The sequence below is a fragment of the uncultured Thalassospira sp. genome, from assembly GCF_963976115.1.
Classification (GTDB): Bacteria; Pseudomonadota; Alphaproteobacteria; order Rhodospirillales; family Thalassospiraceae; genus Thalassospira.
This window is the reverse complement of sequence record NZ_CAXBJJ010000003.1, coordinates 37,572-53,047: the sequence shown is the minus strand read 5'-3', so window position 1 is coordinate 53,047 and position 15,476 is coordinate 37,572. Positions and strand designations below refer to the sequence as shown.

Below are 15,476 nucleotides of genomic sequence, written 5' to 3'. Positions count from 1 at the left end.
TTTACCCCCCGTCGGGGAGCGATTGCCGGGTTTTCGGAAATCTGTTTGGCAAAGGGTGTTGCGCGTCGGTCGTGGTAGCGGTGGTAAAAGCAGCAAAAATCTCGCCGGTTATCATCCTGTGGGCGGCGGCGGTGACCGGCCCTTCCATGACCGGGGCCAGCCAGCAAAAATCGTGGATCGCGCCCAGAAAACAGGCGGCTGTCGTTTCTATCTCGGCCGTCACAAGACGCTGAACAAAGGCTTCGGCGGCGGGGCGAAAGGGATCAACACCTGCGAGAATGATCAATGTGGGCGGTAACAGCCTTAATTGTTGCAATGATGGGTTGAATTCGCGCGCGAGTTTGGCGGAACCCGGGGATGTCAGGCAGTAGCGCGCGTCATCGTGGTGCGCGGCGGCAATGACCGGTGTCAGTAAAACAAGACGGGTCGGCCGGGGAATTGGCGCATTTGTGATTGTGCTCAGACAGTCGACGACCATCGGGCTGCTGTCGCCATCGGTCACCATTACCCAATTATCAGGATCAACATCAAAATATGCGGCTTCGTGATGCAGGATGTCGAGGATCGTGCGTAGGGACGTTACACCTTCCCTGCTTGCGGCATCGGCCTGTATTTCGACAAAGATCAAAACCGATTGCGTGACTTCTGCGAATTTCAACGCGGCCAAACCATGGGTTTCCCAATTGCCGGTGCCGTCTGGTTGATTGCGGCAGACATAGAAAACAAAGGGATTTTTGGTGCCCTGCAGGCCCGCAGGGTGCACATAGCGCCAGCTTGCATGTGTTGCTTCGCGCCTTTCTACCGACAGGCAGCTTTTTGTATCGGGCGGGCAACCCACAAATTCCTTTAGGGCAACAGGACTGTTTTCTTCAACCCGGTCAAGGAAATCGCGGATTGTCGGGTCAAGCTGACGGTGTTTGTTTGCCGCGATAATGTGAACGGGGCGGAAGGTGAAATCACCACAGGGTGCCATTATATCCTCCCGGTTTTGAAAGTGTGTGCCGGTTGGTGCTGGTCATTGGCATGTTTGCACGAACGGCGCCAAATACCGGGCGATACACCAAACGCCGCCTTGAACCGGTTATTCAGATGTGCCTGATCGGTAAATCCACATGAAAATGCAATTTCATTAATCGCAAGATACGGTTCGGTTGCCAGCAACTGCTTTGCGCGCATCAGGCGCTGTTGCATGATATAGGCCTGTGGTGTCAGGCCAACGGCATTCTTGAAGGCGGCCAGAAAATAACCGGCACTTAACCCAACCAGATCCGCCATTGCCTGTGTCGATATCCGGTCTTCCAGTTTGCTTTCGACATAGGCTTTGATTTTTTGCAGCCGCCACCCGGATAAGCCCCGGGTCGATTTTGGCGGGTTCTCCAAAGCCTTGGGTGGCGTGGAAAATGCCTGCCAGTTCGCACTGTATCGGGCGATGATGTCATCACTGGAAAACAGGGCATCGATTTTGCCAAAAGACACCGGCAGGGTGAAATGCCAATTGCCAATTTGTGCAGCGAGCTGATCGGAAAGCATTTGACGTATCTCCATCATGCGACGTTCGCGTTTGATGAAGAGAGCTTGCCTGTACCGGCCTGAAAATGTGAGTTATGCGTTGTTAAAAGTTGTTAAGCTGTGCAAACGACTTTGAAATCCATTTTATATCAGATGGTTGGCAGTTTTCCCCTGCGACGGATTGCTGCGCAACCATAAACATTTCGCGCTGCATTGTGCTGGAATTTAACGGAATATCGCGTCGCCCCTCAAGGGCGGCTTCGTACCCGTCGGCGAAATGCCCCCAGTGATCCAGTCCCTTGGCAGTGGTCCGCGCCCTAAGGGCTTTAATCCACTGTCGGGCCAGATCATATTCCTTGTTGGCAATTGCAACCGGAATACATCCAACGCCAAGCCCGTAACATATGGAAAGGGTATGACCGAGATCGAAGGCATCCGCAGCGCAGATGGTCGCCATTTGCAGGGCGTCTTTTGGGGTGCCGGTAAGCCACTTGATCCGCATGAGCAAACTCATCACGGCAATCTTGCCGTCCACCTGGGCGTGGTTCGCATGGTCAATACGTACCGGGGCCTTGTCTGCTTCAATGACCCGTTCAAGGAGCATTAATGCCGTGGCATGGTCGCCGTCAAAATGCGATGAAAGTGCCTGCATATGCAGGCCCGTTGCCCGATTTGCGACGCTGTCGTCGGGCAGAAGCTGTGCCATAAATTCATTCGCAGTCACAAGGCTTTGCGCATAGGCACCAAACAGAATTTGTTGCGCCCATATGCCCCATATTGCGCGCAAAACAAGGGCTTTGTCATTGCGCGCCTGGGCTATCAACAATGCCTTTTCAAAGGCATCGCGCATTTCATCAAAGGGTCCCTCTTTGTGCCAAAGAGCGTGCCCATAAGCTGCCAGAAGTTCAAAAGATCGATCACATGCGCCGTCATACCTGATCTCGGAGAGGAAACGGCGGGTATGGCTGATGAATTCACCGGGAAGGGACATGTGAAACCAAAGCGACGAACTTGCCGCAAGCACATCCTGGCCCAGCGAGATGTCGCCGTCCTCGCTCAGTCCCCAATCAATGGCGGCACGAACGTCGTCGATATACCGGCTTCGGATATCAATGCGCGCACGGGCTGTTTTCCCTTCCCATGCTTCCTTTGTATCGGAAAAATGCGATGTGATATGTTCAGCGTGTTTTCGACGTACATTGTTGGCCTCGCCTGACGAAACCAGCTTTTCCATGGCATATTGCCGGGTGGTTTCGAGCAGGCGGTAATACATCTCACCGCCGACAGATTGCGTCATCAACATCGATTTTTCGACCAGATCGACCAGTTCGTCGAAAACAGTAAGATCATCAATATCGCGGCCAGACGCGACGGCCTGGGCATCGGCAACCGTAAAGGAACTGCGAAAAACGGATAAGCGGTTTAACACTTTCCGAGCACTCTCGCATAGCTGGTCATAGCTCCAGTCCAGGGTCGCCCGCAGGGTTTTGTGACGTGGAATGGCCGTTCTGCGACCCTTTGATAACAGGTCGAACCGTTCTTTCAGGCCTGCAGCAATTGCGACAGCGGTTAATGCATTCATTCGGGCAGCGGCAAATTCGATGGCAAGGGGGATGCCATCAAGCCGATTGCAAATATCCGCAACGGCAACATGGTTTTCCGGGCCCAGAACAAAATCGTTCCGAACCGACTGTGCCCGCTCGCAAAATAACTGCACAGACGGGAATGTGCCGATAAATTCCGGCGTGTTTTCGGCACCAACCGGCGGTAGTTTCAAAGGGGCCAGACGATGAATCCACTCGCCTTGTGCGCCCAGCGGTTCCCGGCTGGTGCACAGGATCATCATGTCGGGCAAGGCAAACAAAAGGCTTTCGACAATCCGTGATACTTCCTCAAGAACATGTTCGCAATTATCGAACACCATCACGCCGGGTTTCCCCTGAAAAGCACCGATCAATGTTTCGATCAAGTCCGCCGTGGATGCCGTCACGCCCAGCGTTGTTGCGATGGTTGATGCAACACGGCCATAATTATCAATCGGCGAAAAATCGATGAAAAAGGTGGCGCTGCCGGTTCTTTGCGCGGTGACCCGCCCGACAGCGACACTAACAGTTGTTTTGCCGATGCCGCCGGGGCCGGCGATTGTGATAAGTCGACGTTTGATCAGTTCGTCAGACAAAGACGCAATGGTTTCATCGCGACCGATGATGCCCTCAATGCGCGCGGGCAAATTGATATTGGCGTGATCCCTGGTGGAGGGCGGATTTGAGGTAAAGCTATCTGCGCGGCTGACAGTCAGCGCCAGGCGGTATCCGCGGCCGGCTTCATTAACAATCAGGTGGTTCCCGTCGTTTGTCGGGCCCAGAACTTTTCGCAAGGCAGAAAGATGCACCCGGATGGCACTGTCATCGATGGTTTGATCGGGCCAGACCTGGCTTAGCAGTTCTTCGCGCGATACCAGTTCACCATTGGCGTCGGCCAAAACAGCAAGCAAACTCGCCGCCCGACCCCCCAGTTTTAATCGGACCCCGTCACGGTTCAGCAACTTGTGCGGCATTTCAAGTTCGAAGTCACCGAACTTCAGCACATAATGTTTACAATGTTCCATTTACCAAAGTCCGCCTTGCCCTGGTGCCCGAATTGCGTGCTTTTTTCATCATACCAAAAAAGCGTTCCATATTTGAGCAATTATAAAGCAATTGATTATTTTGTAACAGAGCAACAGTAAGAGACTGTTTTATTTGTTAAAATGATGTCGTTCCTGGTTCAGGGCGGTCATTGCCAATCGTCGATTTCTCCCTTATGGGGGGAATGATGCGACGGCATGAGAAGCTGGCCCTTTGGTTGGTGATCTGGTCATGCAGATTGGTATGGTCCATGTCGGATCGGCATTGGTGAAGGAGGATCGAGAGGCACTATTCTTGTTCACAATTTCAATACAAAGCAGGAGGCTGGAACGTGCGGATTTTTATATCTGTCGATATTGAAGGTGTTGCCGGGGTTTGCGAAACCTTGCAGGGGCGGCGTGGAAATCCGGAATATGAGGTTGCACGTCGGCTGATGACCCAAGAGGCCAATGCCGCGATTGCGGGTGCCTTTGAGGGGGGCGCGACCGAGGTAACGGTGGCGGATTCCCATGGGCCGATGCGTAATATCATTGCCGAAGATCTTGATGAGCGCGCACGCCTGGTTTCCGGCAAGCCCCGACCTTTGTCGATGATACAGGGGATTGAGGCGGACCATGATGGCGTGCTGTTGATCGGTTATCATGGTGCGGCATCCAGTTATGGGGTGCTGGCGCATACGGTAAGCGGCATGGCGTTTCACTCAATCGAGATTAATGGCGTGCGGGCCGGTGAGCCAACCCTGTTTGGCGGGTATGCCGCGGAAATTGGCGTACCATTGCTTGCCGTTAGCGGTGATGATTGCCTGGCAAAGGAAATTGCCGATCAGTTTCCCGCTGCCCGCAACATTATCGTTAAACAGGCATTGGGGGCATCTGCAATTAACAGCCTGTCACCCCAAAAATCTCGCGAACTGATTACCCGCAATGTCAGCGAGGTTGTGGCAAGTGCAAAATCAGCACCTGTGCAAAGCCCGTGCAAAGCGCCACTTACAGTATCAATCCGGTTCCACAAACAGCTTTATGCCGATGGCGCAGGGCTTTTGCCCATGATGGAACGGTGTGATGCCCATACGGTAAAATTTGTTACCGACAACCATGCCGATGCGATTAGCACGATTTCGGCATTGTCGCTGATCGTCAACGGTTTGCAATAACCGGTTTTACGACGAATGAAATGCCGAATTCCCCATCCAGGTTATGGGGAATTCGGTTCCATCTTCAGGCCGTTTTCTGTGTGAAAAAGGCCGCGAATTCGGGTAGAATTTTGCCGCTATAGGCTGGTGTTGCCCGCCCATGCCACATGGCATTCAGCACCGCTTCCTCAACGGCTTCAACCGTGCAGTGGAAAAAGGCGTTCATACAGCTTTCAGATAAAAGCTGTGCATCATATACAACCTCACCGGATCGCGATTTTACATTCTGTGTGGAAAAGGCAACGGCAATGTCGCCGCTTTGATTTCCTAAATAACTACCAAGCCGACCCAGGGCGGCGGATGATCTTTTGCAAATTCGCGTCAGTTGCCGGGAATCAAGCGGGGCGTCGGTTGCCAGAACAATAATGATCGATCCTTTATCGGCGGGCTCAGCCTGTGCCGGGTTAAAGGATATCGGTTTTTGCCCCATGATCCGCAATTCGGATTTTTGACCAAAATTGGACAGAACAAGTGCGCCAAGGTGATAGCTGTGCTTGCTGCCTTTGCCGTTTTTACCTGGCAACCTGACCATGCGTGAGGCCGAGCCGACCCCGCCTGCATAGCCAAATGTTTTCATACCCGTTCCGGCCCCCACCGTTCCTTGGTCGAACTGGCTATTGGCAGCGTCAATTGCCTTGTCAACCATGGCTTCGGAAACATGAAAGGCCTGAATGTCGTTTACAACCCCGTCATTGCATTCCAGCACAAGGGGATTGATGGTGGGCAGTTTGCGCCCAACCTCGGGGTTTTGGGCAATCGTGCGTTTGATTATGGCCTTGGTGCAATCGGCCACGGCGAATGTGTTGGTCAGAATAATCGGGCTTTCAATTTCGCCCAGTTCGGCCACCTGTACCAGGCCCGCACTTTTACCAAAGCCGTTTAAAACAGCGGCCCCGGCATGAACCGGTTGTTCAAACAAATTGCCACTATGGGGCAGGATGGCCGTTACACCGGTGCGGGCCGTTTCGCCGCTATTATGGGTGAAATGACCGACGGTCACACCGGGAATATCGGTAATCAGGTTGGTCGGGCCGGTGGGATGCACCCACCAGTCCGACGCGCTGGCTATGTTTCGGAATTTTTCTGTCATGTTTTTACGGTGCAAAAGCAGGCTTATTCTTTGTCAAGTTTGGGATCGAGCGCATCATGCAAGCCATCGCCCAAGATGTTGAACGACAAAACAGTAATGAAAATTGCGATCCCGGGGAACAGGGTCAGATGCCATTCACCTGCCATCATGTAATCGCGACCGGTCGCTAGCATCGCACCCCATTCTGCGGTCGAGGGTTCGACACCGAGACCAAGGAATGACAGGCTGGTCGCCGTAATGATCGATGTTCCGATCCGCATGGTGAAATAGACGATAACGGCCCCCAGAACACCTGGCAGGATATGACGGAACATAATGATCATGTCCGATGCCCCGGCGGCACGGGCCGCTTCGACATAGGTGCTTTCCTTATGTGCAAGGGTGCCGGAACGCACAATACGGGCAAAGGCAGGGACACTGAAAATCGCCACTGCAATGATCACGTTGGTCAGGCCCGGGCCGAGAATGGCAACAATGCCAATGGCCAGCAACATACCGGGAAAAGCGAACAGAACGTCGGATACCCGCATGGTGCAGGCATCAAGCCAGCCGCCATAATACCCGGCAAAAAGGCCCGCCAGAACGCCGATCACGGCCCCGACAGAAACCGAGGTAAAGCCGATAAACATCGACAGTTTGGCCCCGTTCATCAGGCGGGCAAAAATATCGCGGCCAAATTCGTCGGTTCCGGCCCAATGCAGCGCGGTTGGCGTTTGCAGGGTGTTCATATAGTCAAAGCCATCGGGCCCGAAGGGTAAAATAACCGGCGCAAGGAAGGCAACGACATACATCAGCAGCAGGAAAAGCCCCGCCGCCACAGCAACCTTGCGTTTGGAAAAGCGTTTCCAGAATTCTTTTAATGGGCTGGTTGCCGCTTCGTCAAGGGCCGGGGCCGCATCAATGACGATATCGGTTTGTTGCGTCATGACGGTATCCTAGCTATAGCGAATTTTAGGATTGATCAGCCCGTAAAGGACATCAACCAGAAGATTGATCAGCAAAAATTCAAGCGAGAAGATCATGATCTCTGCCTGAACGACGGTGTAATCGCGAAAGCGGATCGCATCGAGCAGCAGCGACCCCATACCGGGCCAGCGAAAAACCTGTTCAATGACAATGGAACCGCCCAGCAAAAAGCCGAACTGAAGGCCTGCCATGGTGACAACCGGGATCAGGGCGTTGCGCAGGGCATGTTTCCAAATGACGATTTTTTCCGTCAGTCCTTTGGCCCGCGCAGTACGGATATAATCTTCACGGACAACTTCAATCACAGCCGAGCGGGTAAAGCGCGCCATGATGGCGGCAACACCGGCACCCAGCGTAATCGAGGGCAAAACCAGATCCGACGGGCTGTCAAAGCCACTGGTGCCAAACCAGCCCAACTGAACCGAGAAAAACTGCATGAGCAGCAGGCCAAGCCAGAAGGGCGGCATGGAAATACCCGATACAGCGGCAAACATACCGGCATGGTCGCCAATACTGCCGCGTTTAACCGCCGAAACGACACCGGAAATCAACCCGAACAGAACCGACCAGCCAAGCGAGCAAAGGGCCAGCCATACGGTTGGCATAAAGGCCCGACCGATCATGGTGGTGACAGGTTCGTGGGTGCGCAGCGATACGCCCAGATTGCCGGTCAGGATATTGCCAATAAACTGAAAGTATTGCTGATATAATGGCGCATCCAGGTTAAGGGTACGGCGAACGGTTTCGACCTCTTCCAATGTGGCAGTGTCGCCTGCAAGCACGCGGGCAGGATCGCCCGGCAGGGCGTGCACAAATAGAAAAACGAATATCGAAATTAGAAAAAGAACCGGGATAAGGGCAAAAAGCCGTCGCAGAAAATATTGAACCATTGGATGCTCTTGGTATCAGCGGTCCGGTATCACACAAAGGCGATACCGGACCCGTTGTTTCAGTCAGGCTTATTTGTCGAAGGCAGCATGAGCGTACTGCATGGTGCCATCAGGCATCGGGAATGCACCGGTCAGGCCTTTTTTGCGACCTGCCAGGGCATTGTCCACTGCCAGCCAGACAACAGGTTTGTCTTTCCAGATTTGTTTCTGGGCAACTTCATATGCCGCAGCACGTTTTGCCGGATCGGCGGTTTCGAGGGCATCATTGATGGCCTTGTCGACAACCGGGTTGGAATAGAACGCTTCGTTATACATGTTCGGAATCCAGCCTTCGGTCGCATAAACCGGGCGCAAGTGCCAGTCGGCATCACCGGTTGAGGGCGACCAGCCGCCAATAACCGTGTCAAACTCGGCGGTTTCCGGGGTCAAGCTTGACCCAAACAGTTTCTCGGCGCGGGTTGCGCCTTCCAGGGGAACGATTTCAACGTCAACATTGATTTGCGAAAGCTGCTGTTTGATGAACTGAAGCATGCGCACTTCGGTCGAGTTGTTACGCGCCCAAAGATTGATCTTGAAGCCATTCTCATAACCGGCTTCTTTCATCAGTTCTTTGGCCTTGGCAACGTCGGTTGACAGTGCCGGGGTCTGGGTTGCATGGAATTGCGTTGCCGGGGCAAGCGGTGAGTCCGGCACAATGGCATGGCCGCCATAAACAACCTGGGTAAAGGCCTTCTGGTCGATGGCAAGGTTAAAGGCTTCGCGGACGCGAACATCCTTGAATTCTTTGCGCATCATGTTCATGGCCATGACCCAAACTGAAATACCCGGTTTTTCAAGCACTTCGTATTTGTCGGATTCACTGACACGCTTCATCAGTTCGGCCGGAAGGATCGGCACAAACTGCACTTCGTCAGACATCAGCATGGAAACGCGGGTGCCGTTTTCAGCGACCGGATAGAAAGTCACTTTATCGACTTTCGGCCATTCGGAATCCCAGTAATTTTCGTTCTTTACAACAATCAGCTTTTCGCCCGGAACCCATTCCTGGAACTTGAACGGACCTGTGCCAACCGGATGTTTTGAAATGTCTTTGCCATATTTTTCAATCGCAGCGGGGCTTTCCATCACAACTGACGGATGGGCAAGCGTGTTGATCATGGCGCCAAACGGTTTGCTCAGCTTGATCACAACCGTGTATTCATCCGGTGTTTCAACGGACTCAACCAGTTTGAACAGGCTGTGCTTTTTCAGGTTCAGGCTGGCATCTGCCAGACGGTCAAGGTTAACTTTGACGGCGGCAGCATTAAAATCGGTGCCGTCCTGAAATTTGACGCCGTGGCGCAGCTTAAGGGTGAAGGTCCTGGCATCGGTGCTGCCTTCCCAACTGGTGGCCAGCTGCGGGACCAGTTTCATATCGCCATCAAATGCGATCAGGCGTTCAAAAATGCCATTCGCGACCGAATAATCGACATTATAGTTCGAATCCTGCGGGTTCAAGCCCTGGATGATCTGGTTCAGCGCGATGGACAGGTCAGCTGCCTGCGCAGCCTGATAGGTGCCAAAGGTGCCTGCGATCATGGTTGCACCAAGGATTGCGGTCTTCAAAAGTTTCATGTTTAATGCCTCTTTGCTGATCTATGGGATTGTTATTGTTGTTATAACCATCTTGTTTTGGATGGCTTGGACGTTTATTCCGCTGCGACAAAATGCTGTGGGGAGATTTCCTGAAGGGCAAGCCGTGCGGGCGGGTTGTTAATCGACCGCACCGGGCTTGGAACTTCGCCGGTAATCAGGGGCCGGTTTTCAATCCGAAATGCCGGATCAGGGATGGGGGCTGCATCCATCAGGCGTTGCGTATAGGCATGGCCGGGATTTTCAAAAACGTTGCGGCGGCTGCCGGTTTCAACAATTTGCCCCAGATACATCACGGCAATGCGATGGCTCACGCGCTCGACCACGGCCATGTCATGGGAAATGAACAACCATGCCAGGCCGAATTTTTCCTGCAAATCCATCATCAGGTTAATAACCTGTGCCTGCACCGATACATCAAGTGCCGAGACGGCTTCGTCGGCAATGATCAGTTTCGGGTTGGTGCCAAGGGCCCGGGCAATGGCAATGCGCTGGCGCTGGCCACCGGAAAAGGCATGGGGATAGCGCTTGGCATGTTCGGCTGAAAGACCAACCTGTTCAAGCAGCCAGACCGCCCGGTCCATGGCGTTTTTCGGGGTTTCCAGCCGGTGGATCAACATTGGCTCGCAAATGGAATAACCGACAGTCAGGCGCGGGTTAAGCGATGCATACGGGTCCTGGAAAACAAACTGGATCTGACGGCGCAGTTTTTGCAAATCGCTGTTTGACATGGCGGACATGTCCTGACCATCGAAATACAGCCGCGAAGATTGCGATTCAACAAGCTTCAATATGGATCGACCGGTTGTTGATTTGCCACAACCCGATTCTCCGACCAGACCCAGCGTTTCGCCGGGCCAGATATCAAGATCAATGCCTTCAACCGCGTGGACCCGTTTGGTGGTACGGCCTAACAAGCCTTCTTTGATGTCAAACCTTGTGGTCAGGTCGCGCACGGAAAGCAGCGGGGGGGTGCTGTAATCAATTTCCCGGGTTGCTGCATCGGGTTTGCGCGCCAGCGAGGCTGCCACTTTTTCACCGGGAATGACAAAGCGGGCAGGTTGGTCAAGGCCCGTCATCGATCCAAGTCGGGGGACGGCTTGTAAAAGGGACTTGGTATAGGGATGTTGCGGGTTGGCAAACAGCGATTTCACATCGCCTTCTTCAACCTTTTCGCCGCGATACATAACGATCACGCGATCCGCAATTTCGGAAACAACCCCCATGTCGTGGGTAATAAACAAAACCGACATGTTGTTTTCGACCTGAAGATCGCGGATCAGGCGTAAAATTTGCGCCTGAATGGTCACATCCAGGGCGGTGGTTGGTTCATCGGCCAGCAACAATTGCGGGCGGCAAGACAATGCCATCGCAATCATTACCCGCTGGCGCATGCCGCCAGAAAGATGATGGGGATAACGCTTTAACAGGTTGCGGGCATCGGGAATACGCACCTTTTCAAGCATGGCAAGCGCGATTTCGGTGGCTTCCGCACGGCGTTTTTTCTGATGGGTGATAATGGGTTCAATCAGCTGTTCGCCAATGGTGAAAACGGGGTTCAGCGACGTCATCGGCTCTTGAAAAATCATCGAAATTTCATCGCCGCGCAGGGTCCGCACGCTTTCATCATCAAGCTGGCAAATGTCGTCAAACGCGCCATTGCGACGGCGCAGTTTAATCGAACCGCTTGAGATTGAACCATTGCCAAATTCGATCAGACGCATCATCGACAGGGCTGTAACAGACTTCCCCGACCCGGATTCCCCAACAATGGCAACGGTTTCACCCTTATAGACGTCAAGATCAAGGCTTTTGACGGCTTTAACGGGATCGTCGTCATTGCCAAATTCGACAGTTAGATCGCGCACCGATAAGAGGGGGGATTTCGTCTGTTCTGCCATGCAAATTTCCCTGAAGTGTTACTGGCATCATTTGGCCAAATTTGTATTGCAGGTAACGTTACTGTTTTAAAACACGTCGGGCTAAAGCTGTTTTGGCAACATGTATGCCAATTTTGCATAGTTCGGCACAGTTCCGAATATGCGGTTTTTTATCCCCGCATGATCAGGTCATTCCGGTTTGGCTGTCTGCGGATGTATCGGTTTGTGTGTTAGCAAGTGCTTATAATTATGCCCAGCCTGTATGACTCTGCCCATGCGGCGAAAACGCGGCCTTGTTTCGTTTGAAGGCTCAGGACAATAGTGTCGGCAAATATGACACCTTTTTCCGGATTTTTGGTCGGAGTATCCTGATGACAAACCGTTTTTCTCTGGCATTGCATGGTGGTGCAGGCACCATCTTGCGGTCAAACATGACGCCTGAAAAGGAAGCCGATTATCGTGCGGGAATTCGCTATGCCCTTGCCGCCGGGTATGCCGTTTTGGAAAAACACGGTACTGCGATGGATGCGGTTGTGGCAACGGTATGCGCGCTTGAAGACAATTCGCTGTTTAATGCCGGGCGCGGAGCGGTTTTTACATCAGAAGGCAAACAGGAAATGGACGCGGCCGTGATGGACGGCGCGACGCGCAAGGTTGGGGCGATTGCAGGTGTGTTTGGCCCGCGTAATCCGGTTCGGGCGGCGCGTGCCGTTATGGATCATACCGATCATGTTTTCTTTAATGGTGCTGCGGCGGTTGAAATTGCGAAAAAGGCCGGTTTACCTTTTGAAAATGAAGACTATTTTCATACCGATGCGCGCTGGCAGGCATTGCAGGAAACCCTGCATTTACGGGCGCAAGGCAAGGAAAGCGATGATCCCGCCCGCCGACATGGCACGGTCGGGGCGGTTGCCCGCGACATGGACGGCAATTTGGCGGCGGCCACCTCAACCGGCGGCATGACGGCAAAGGCACCGGGCCGCATTGGCGATACACCGGTGATCGGGGCCGGGACATTTGCCGATAATGCAAGCTGTGCCGTTTCAGCAACCGGCCATGGCGAGGTTTTTATTCGGTATTGTGCAGCGCATGAAATTTCTGCGCGGATGCGTTTTGCGGGTCAGTCACTGGCAGATGCAGCAGAACATGTCGTGATGGAAGATCTGGCCAAAAATGACGGATCTGGCGGGTTGATTGCGGTTGATAAACTTGGAAATATCACGATGCCCATGAACAGCGAAGGTATGTATCGCGGGTGTGTGACAGAGGATGGCGCCTTTAACGTCTTTATTTATGCCGATGAATAGTTTCGTGCAGGTGCAGGTTTATTCGTCGGTAAGGGCGGCCCATAATTTCCGGGTGATGGACCGCTTGGTATCGGTTTTGCGGTAAATTTGAATATCCAGTTTATGCGACCAGCTATCGGCTTTGATTTCGACCAGTTCGCCACGCTGTATTTCACCCCTGGCACAGCTTTCCGGCACCATTGTTAACGCGCCGAATTCAAGCGCCATACGTTTGACAAATTCGGAGGTGGGGCTTTCGCTGATTTTCTTGAATTTTTTGCGCGACTTGGGGTTTTGCAAAAACATCAGAGATTCAATTTCGGCGAAATAGCCACTTTTTGAATAACCGATAAAGGGAATTTCGGTGTCCCGCTCCGGGTGTAACAGCGGTGTTTTGCCATCCTGGGCAAAGGGCGAAACAAGGATCATTCTTTCGCGCGCCAGGGTCAGCGCCTTGAACTGTGTGGTATCAAACAGGACAGGCGCATCCGGGCTGCAATATTGCAGAACAAAATCAATATCACCATCGGCAAGATGGCGAACCATATCGTGGAAATTCTCGGTCATGATATGGCTGGTAAAGGGTCCGATTTTTTCCTGAATGTTTTTTAACCAGGCGGGGATAAAGCTGATGCTAAGTGTGCTTGCTGCCGCAATGCGGATATCGGGGCGTTCAGTATGTTGTAACTGGTGAAACTGGGCGCGGTCGCGATAAATGTCGTGCAGGACGGTTTCTGCCGTATCGCGAAAAAGCCGCCCTTCTTCGGTCAAGGTGATCGGGTAGGTGCGCCGGTCAATCAGGTCGGTGCCAAGCCATGTTTCAAGGGCGCGAATACGGCGGCTGAATGCAGGTTGTGTAACGTTGCGTTCTTTGGAAGACCGGGAAAAATTACGGGTGCGCGCCAGTGAAACAAAATCTTCCAGCCATTTTATTTCCAATTGGTTTTCCCCCTCGCAACTGTGACATCCCATAGCCGCCCGGCCCGGCTTTCATTAATGAAACGCCGACACCGATATATTATATAATCCACCATTTCATGGACAGATAACGCCATTCGCAGGTGCGATGCAACATTCATCGCATTTGGGTATGACCGGTTAAAAACTCCGGCGATCCTTATGGGCCACCGGAGTTTTTTTTAAGAACCGGAGCGTCGTTCAGTAGACCTGACGATAAATGGCTTCGATGTCATCTATCGTCATATCGCGCGGGTTACTTTCGATCAGGCGATAGATTTTGGTAAAGACCTCCTTTGCCATTTCAGGCAAGGATTCTTCGGTGACACCAAGGTCACGCAGGCGGGTTTCAAGGCCGCTATCGGCGACCATTTGCGAGATCTGATTGACGAAGGCTTCGGCGGCTTCAGTGTCAGATGTAAAGTTCTGACCTTCAATCAGTGCGGGTGCCAATTCGGCATAAAGCTGTTTCGCGGCGGACAGGTTAAAGCGCAGGACTTGCGCCATCACCAGCGCATTGGCGTGGCCATGCGGAATATGGAACTGCGCACTAAGTGGATAGGCGATGCCATGAATGGCCGCAACAGAGGCATTGGCAAAGGCCATTCCGGCAAGCAGCGATCCTTGCTGCATGGCAGAGCGCGCATCCTTGTCACCCGGATTTTCAATTACCTTCTTCAGGTTTTTGCCCAGAAGGGACAGTGCAGCAACCGCCATCCCATCGGCCATCGGGTTTTTTCGTGTGCGGCTGGTATAGCCTTCAATGGCATGGACCATGGCATCAAGGCCGGTTGCCGCCGTTACTTTTTGCGGCAAACCATAGGTCAGTTCGGCATCCAGAAGGGCGATGTCGGGCATAAGTTGCGGGGTATAGACAACCTGTTTGAGATTATCGTTATCGGTAATCACAGAAACCCAGGTTACTTCCGATCCGGTACCGGCTGTAGTCGGGATCTGGATCAGGGGTAAACGATCGCCGCTTGCTTTATCAACGCCATAAACGTCTTCAATTGTTTGATCGCTGTTGGCAAGCAAGGCGACCAGTTTTGCGGTATCAAGCGCACTTCCGCCGCCAAGGCCAATAATGCCATCGGTCTGCCAGTCCTTTGTTTTGGCAATGGCTTGTTCAACCATTTTCTGGGGCGGGTCGGCGGCAACATCGGGAAAGACCTGAACCGCGATCCCGGCTGATATAAGTGAGTCTTCGGCCTTTTGAGCATATCCAAGGGCGACAATTCCCGGGTCACAAATGATGGTGACGCGATTAGCTCCCAGTTCCTTCATCAGCGGGCCACATTTTGCAATGCCCCCTGTTTCGCAAACAATGCGTGGGACACTTCGAAACACGAAGCTCATGATTTCTCTCCTTCTTCGGGAACAGTTGGTTTTTTGGCTTGGTGTTTAGTCCCATTTTTTTTAATTAATTGATTTATTTTAGCTTCCACCA

At 52.8% G+C, this 15,476-nt stretch carries 12 protein-coding genes; 2 read left to right on the top strand and 10 right to left on the bottom strand.

Annotated features, from left to right (window positions below):
* Position 1 precedes the first annotated feature (1 nt).
* The 3 genes from AAC086_RS04055 to AAC086_RS04045 form a co-directional block, all read right to left on the bottom strand.
* On the bottom strand, positions 2-973 hold the full coding sequence (locus AAC086_RS04055; RefSeq protein WP_339775615.1) for an alpha/beta hydrolase fold domain-containing protein: 972 nt from the start codon (positions 971-973) through the stop codon (positions 2-4).
* The gene (locus AAC086_RS04050) at positions 973-1,530 is read right to left on the bottom strand and encodes an AraC family transcriptional regulator (RefSeq protein ID WP_339775614.1); all 558 of its coding nucleotides are present in this window, start codon (positions 1,528-1,530) and stop codon (positions 973-975) included. Before AAC086_RS04050 ends, AAC086_RS04055 begins: the two co-directional genes overlap by 1 nt.
* A gap of 82 nt (positions 1,531-1,612) precedes the next feature.
* The gene (locus AAC086_RS04045; protein ID WP_339775612.1) at positions 1,613-4,117 is read right to left on the bottom strand and encodes a winged helix-turn-helix domain-containing protein; all 2,505 of its coding nucleotides are present in this window, start codon (positions 4,115-4,117) and stop codon (positions 1,613-1,615) included.
* Positions 4,118-4,467: 350 nt separating this feature from the next.
* Between AAC086_RS04045 and AAC086_RS04040 the strand changes: the two genes are divergently transcribed.
* Positions 4,468-5,289 (top strand): M55 family metallopeptidase, encoded by an 822-nt coding sequence (locus AAC086_RS04040; RefSeq protein ID WP_339775609.1) that lies wholly within the window; start codon positions 4,468-4,470, stop codon positions 5,287-5,289.
* 64 nt (positions 5,290-5,353) lie between these two features.
* On the opposite strand, the gene AAC086_RS04035 is transcribed toward AAC086_RS04040, so the two are convergent.
* The 5 genes from AAC086_RS04035 to AAC086_RS04015 form a co-directional block, all read right to left on the bottom strand.
* Positions 5,354-6,418 carry a P1 family peptidase gene (locus tag AAC086_RS04035; RefSeq protein WP_339775607.1) on the bottom strand — a complete coding sequence of 355 codons (1,065 nt, stop codon included), beginning with the start codon at positions 6,416-6,418 and terminating at the stop codon, positions 5,354-5,356.
* Positions 6,419-6,441: 23 nt separating this feature from the next.
* Positions 6,442-7,344, bottom strand: a complete 903-nt coding sequence (locus AAC086_RS04030; protein ID WP_339775604.1) for an ABC transporter permease subunit — start codon at positions 7,342-7,344, stop codon at positions 6,442-6,444.
* 9 nt (positions 7,345-7,353) lie between these two features.
* Positions 7,354-8,274 carry an ABC transporter permease subunit gene (locus AAC086_RS04025; RefSeq protein ID WP_339775602.1) on the bottom strand — a complete coding sequence of 307 codons (921 nt, stop codon included), beginning with the start codon at positions 8,272-8,274 and terminating at the stop codon, positions 7,354-7,356.
* A 69-nt stretch (positions 8,275-8,343) separates the two neighbouring features.
* Positions 8,344-9,888 (bottom strand): glutathione ABC transporter substrate-binding protein, encoded by a 1,545-nt coding sequence (locus tag AAC086_RS04020; RefSeq protein ID WP_339775600.1) that lies wholly within the window; start codon positions 9,886-9,888, stop codon positions 8,344-8,346.
* 74 nt (positions 9,889-9,962) lie between these two features.
* On the bottom strand, positions 9,963-11,807 hold the full coding sequence (locus tag AAC086_RS04015; protein WP_339775598.1) for a dipeptide ABC transporter ATP-binding protein: 1,845 nt from the start codon (positions 11,805-11,807) through the stop codon (positions 9,963-9,965).
* 350 nt (positions 11,808-12,157) lie between these two features.
* On the opposite strand from AAC086_RS04015, the gene AAC086_RS04010 reads away from it, so the two are divergent.
* Entirely contained in the window at positions 12,158-13,093 is a 936-nt protein-coding gene (locus AAC086_RS04010) for an isoaspartyl peptidase/L-asparaginase (protein ID WP_339775595.1), read from the top strand.
* A gap of 18 nt (positions 13,094-13,111) precedes the next feature.
* Here the strand turns inward: AAC086_RS04010 and AAC086_RS04005 are convergent, their stop codons facing one another.
* Together AAC086_RS04005 and AAC086_RS04000 are read right to left on the bottom strand one after the other, a co-directional pair.
* Positions 13,112-14,011: a LysR family transcriptional regulator gene (locus AAC086_RS04005; protein ID WP_339775592.1), complete on the bottom strand. Its 900-nt coding sequence runs from the start codon at positions 14,009-14,011 to the stop codon at positions 13,112-13,114.
* 219 nt (positions 14,012-14,230) lie between these two features.
* A complete protein-coding gene (locus AAC086_RS04000; protein ID WP_339775589.1) occupies positions 14,231-15,385 on the bottom strand; it encodes an iron-containing alcohol dehydrogenase in 1,155 nt (384 codons plus the stop codon).
* Positions 15,386-15,476 lie beyond the last annotated feature (91 nt).

Excerpts from the sequence above, each read along its gene's own strand:
- AAC086_RS04055 (WP_339775615.1), bottom strand. The coding sequence starts at position 973 with ATGGCACCCTGTGGTGATTTCACCTTCCGCCCCGTTCACATTATCGCG.
- AAC086_RS04050 (WP_339775614.1), bottom strand. The coding sequence starts at position 1,530 with ATGCTTTCCGATCAGCTCGCTGCACAAATTGGCAATTGGCATTTCACC.
- AAC086_RS04045 (WP_339775612.1), bottom strand. The coding sequence starts at position 4,117 with ATGGAACATTGTAAACATTATGTGCTGAAGTTCGGTGACTTCGAACTT.
- AAC086_RS04035 (WP_339775607.1), bottom strand. The coding sequence starts at position 6,418 with ATGACAGAAAAATTCCGAAACATAGCCAGCGCGTCGGACTGGTGGGTG.
- AAC086_RS04030 (WP_339775604.1), bottom strand. The coding sequence starts at position 7,344 with ATGACGCAACAAACCGATATCGTCATTGATGCGGCCCCGGCCCTTGAC.
- AAC086_RS04025 (WP_339775602.1), bottom strand. The coding sequence starts at position 8,274 with ATGGTTCAATATTTTCTGCGACGGCTTTTTGCCCTTATCCCGGTTCTT.
- AAC086_RS04020 (WP_339775600.1), bottom strand. The coding sequence starts at position 9,888 with ATGAAACTTTTGAAGACCGCAATCCTTGGTGCAACCATGATCGCAGGC.
- AAC086_RS04015 (WP_339775598.1), bottom strand. The coding sequence starts at position 11,807 with ATGGCAGAACAGACGAAATCCCCCCTCTTATCGGTGCGCGATCTAACT.
- AAC086_RS04010 (WP_339775595.1), top strand. The coding sequence starts at position 12,158 with ATGACAAACCGTTTTTCTCTGGCATTGCATGGTGGTGCAGGCACCATC.
- AAC086_RS04000 (WP_339775589.1), bottom strand. The coding sequence starts at position 15,385 with ATGAGCTTCGTGTTTCGAAGTGTCCCACGCATTGTTTGCGAAACAGGG.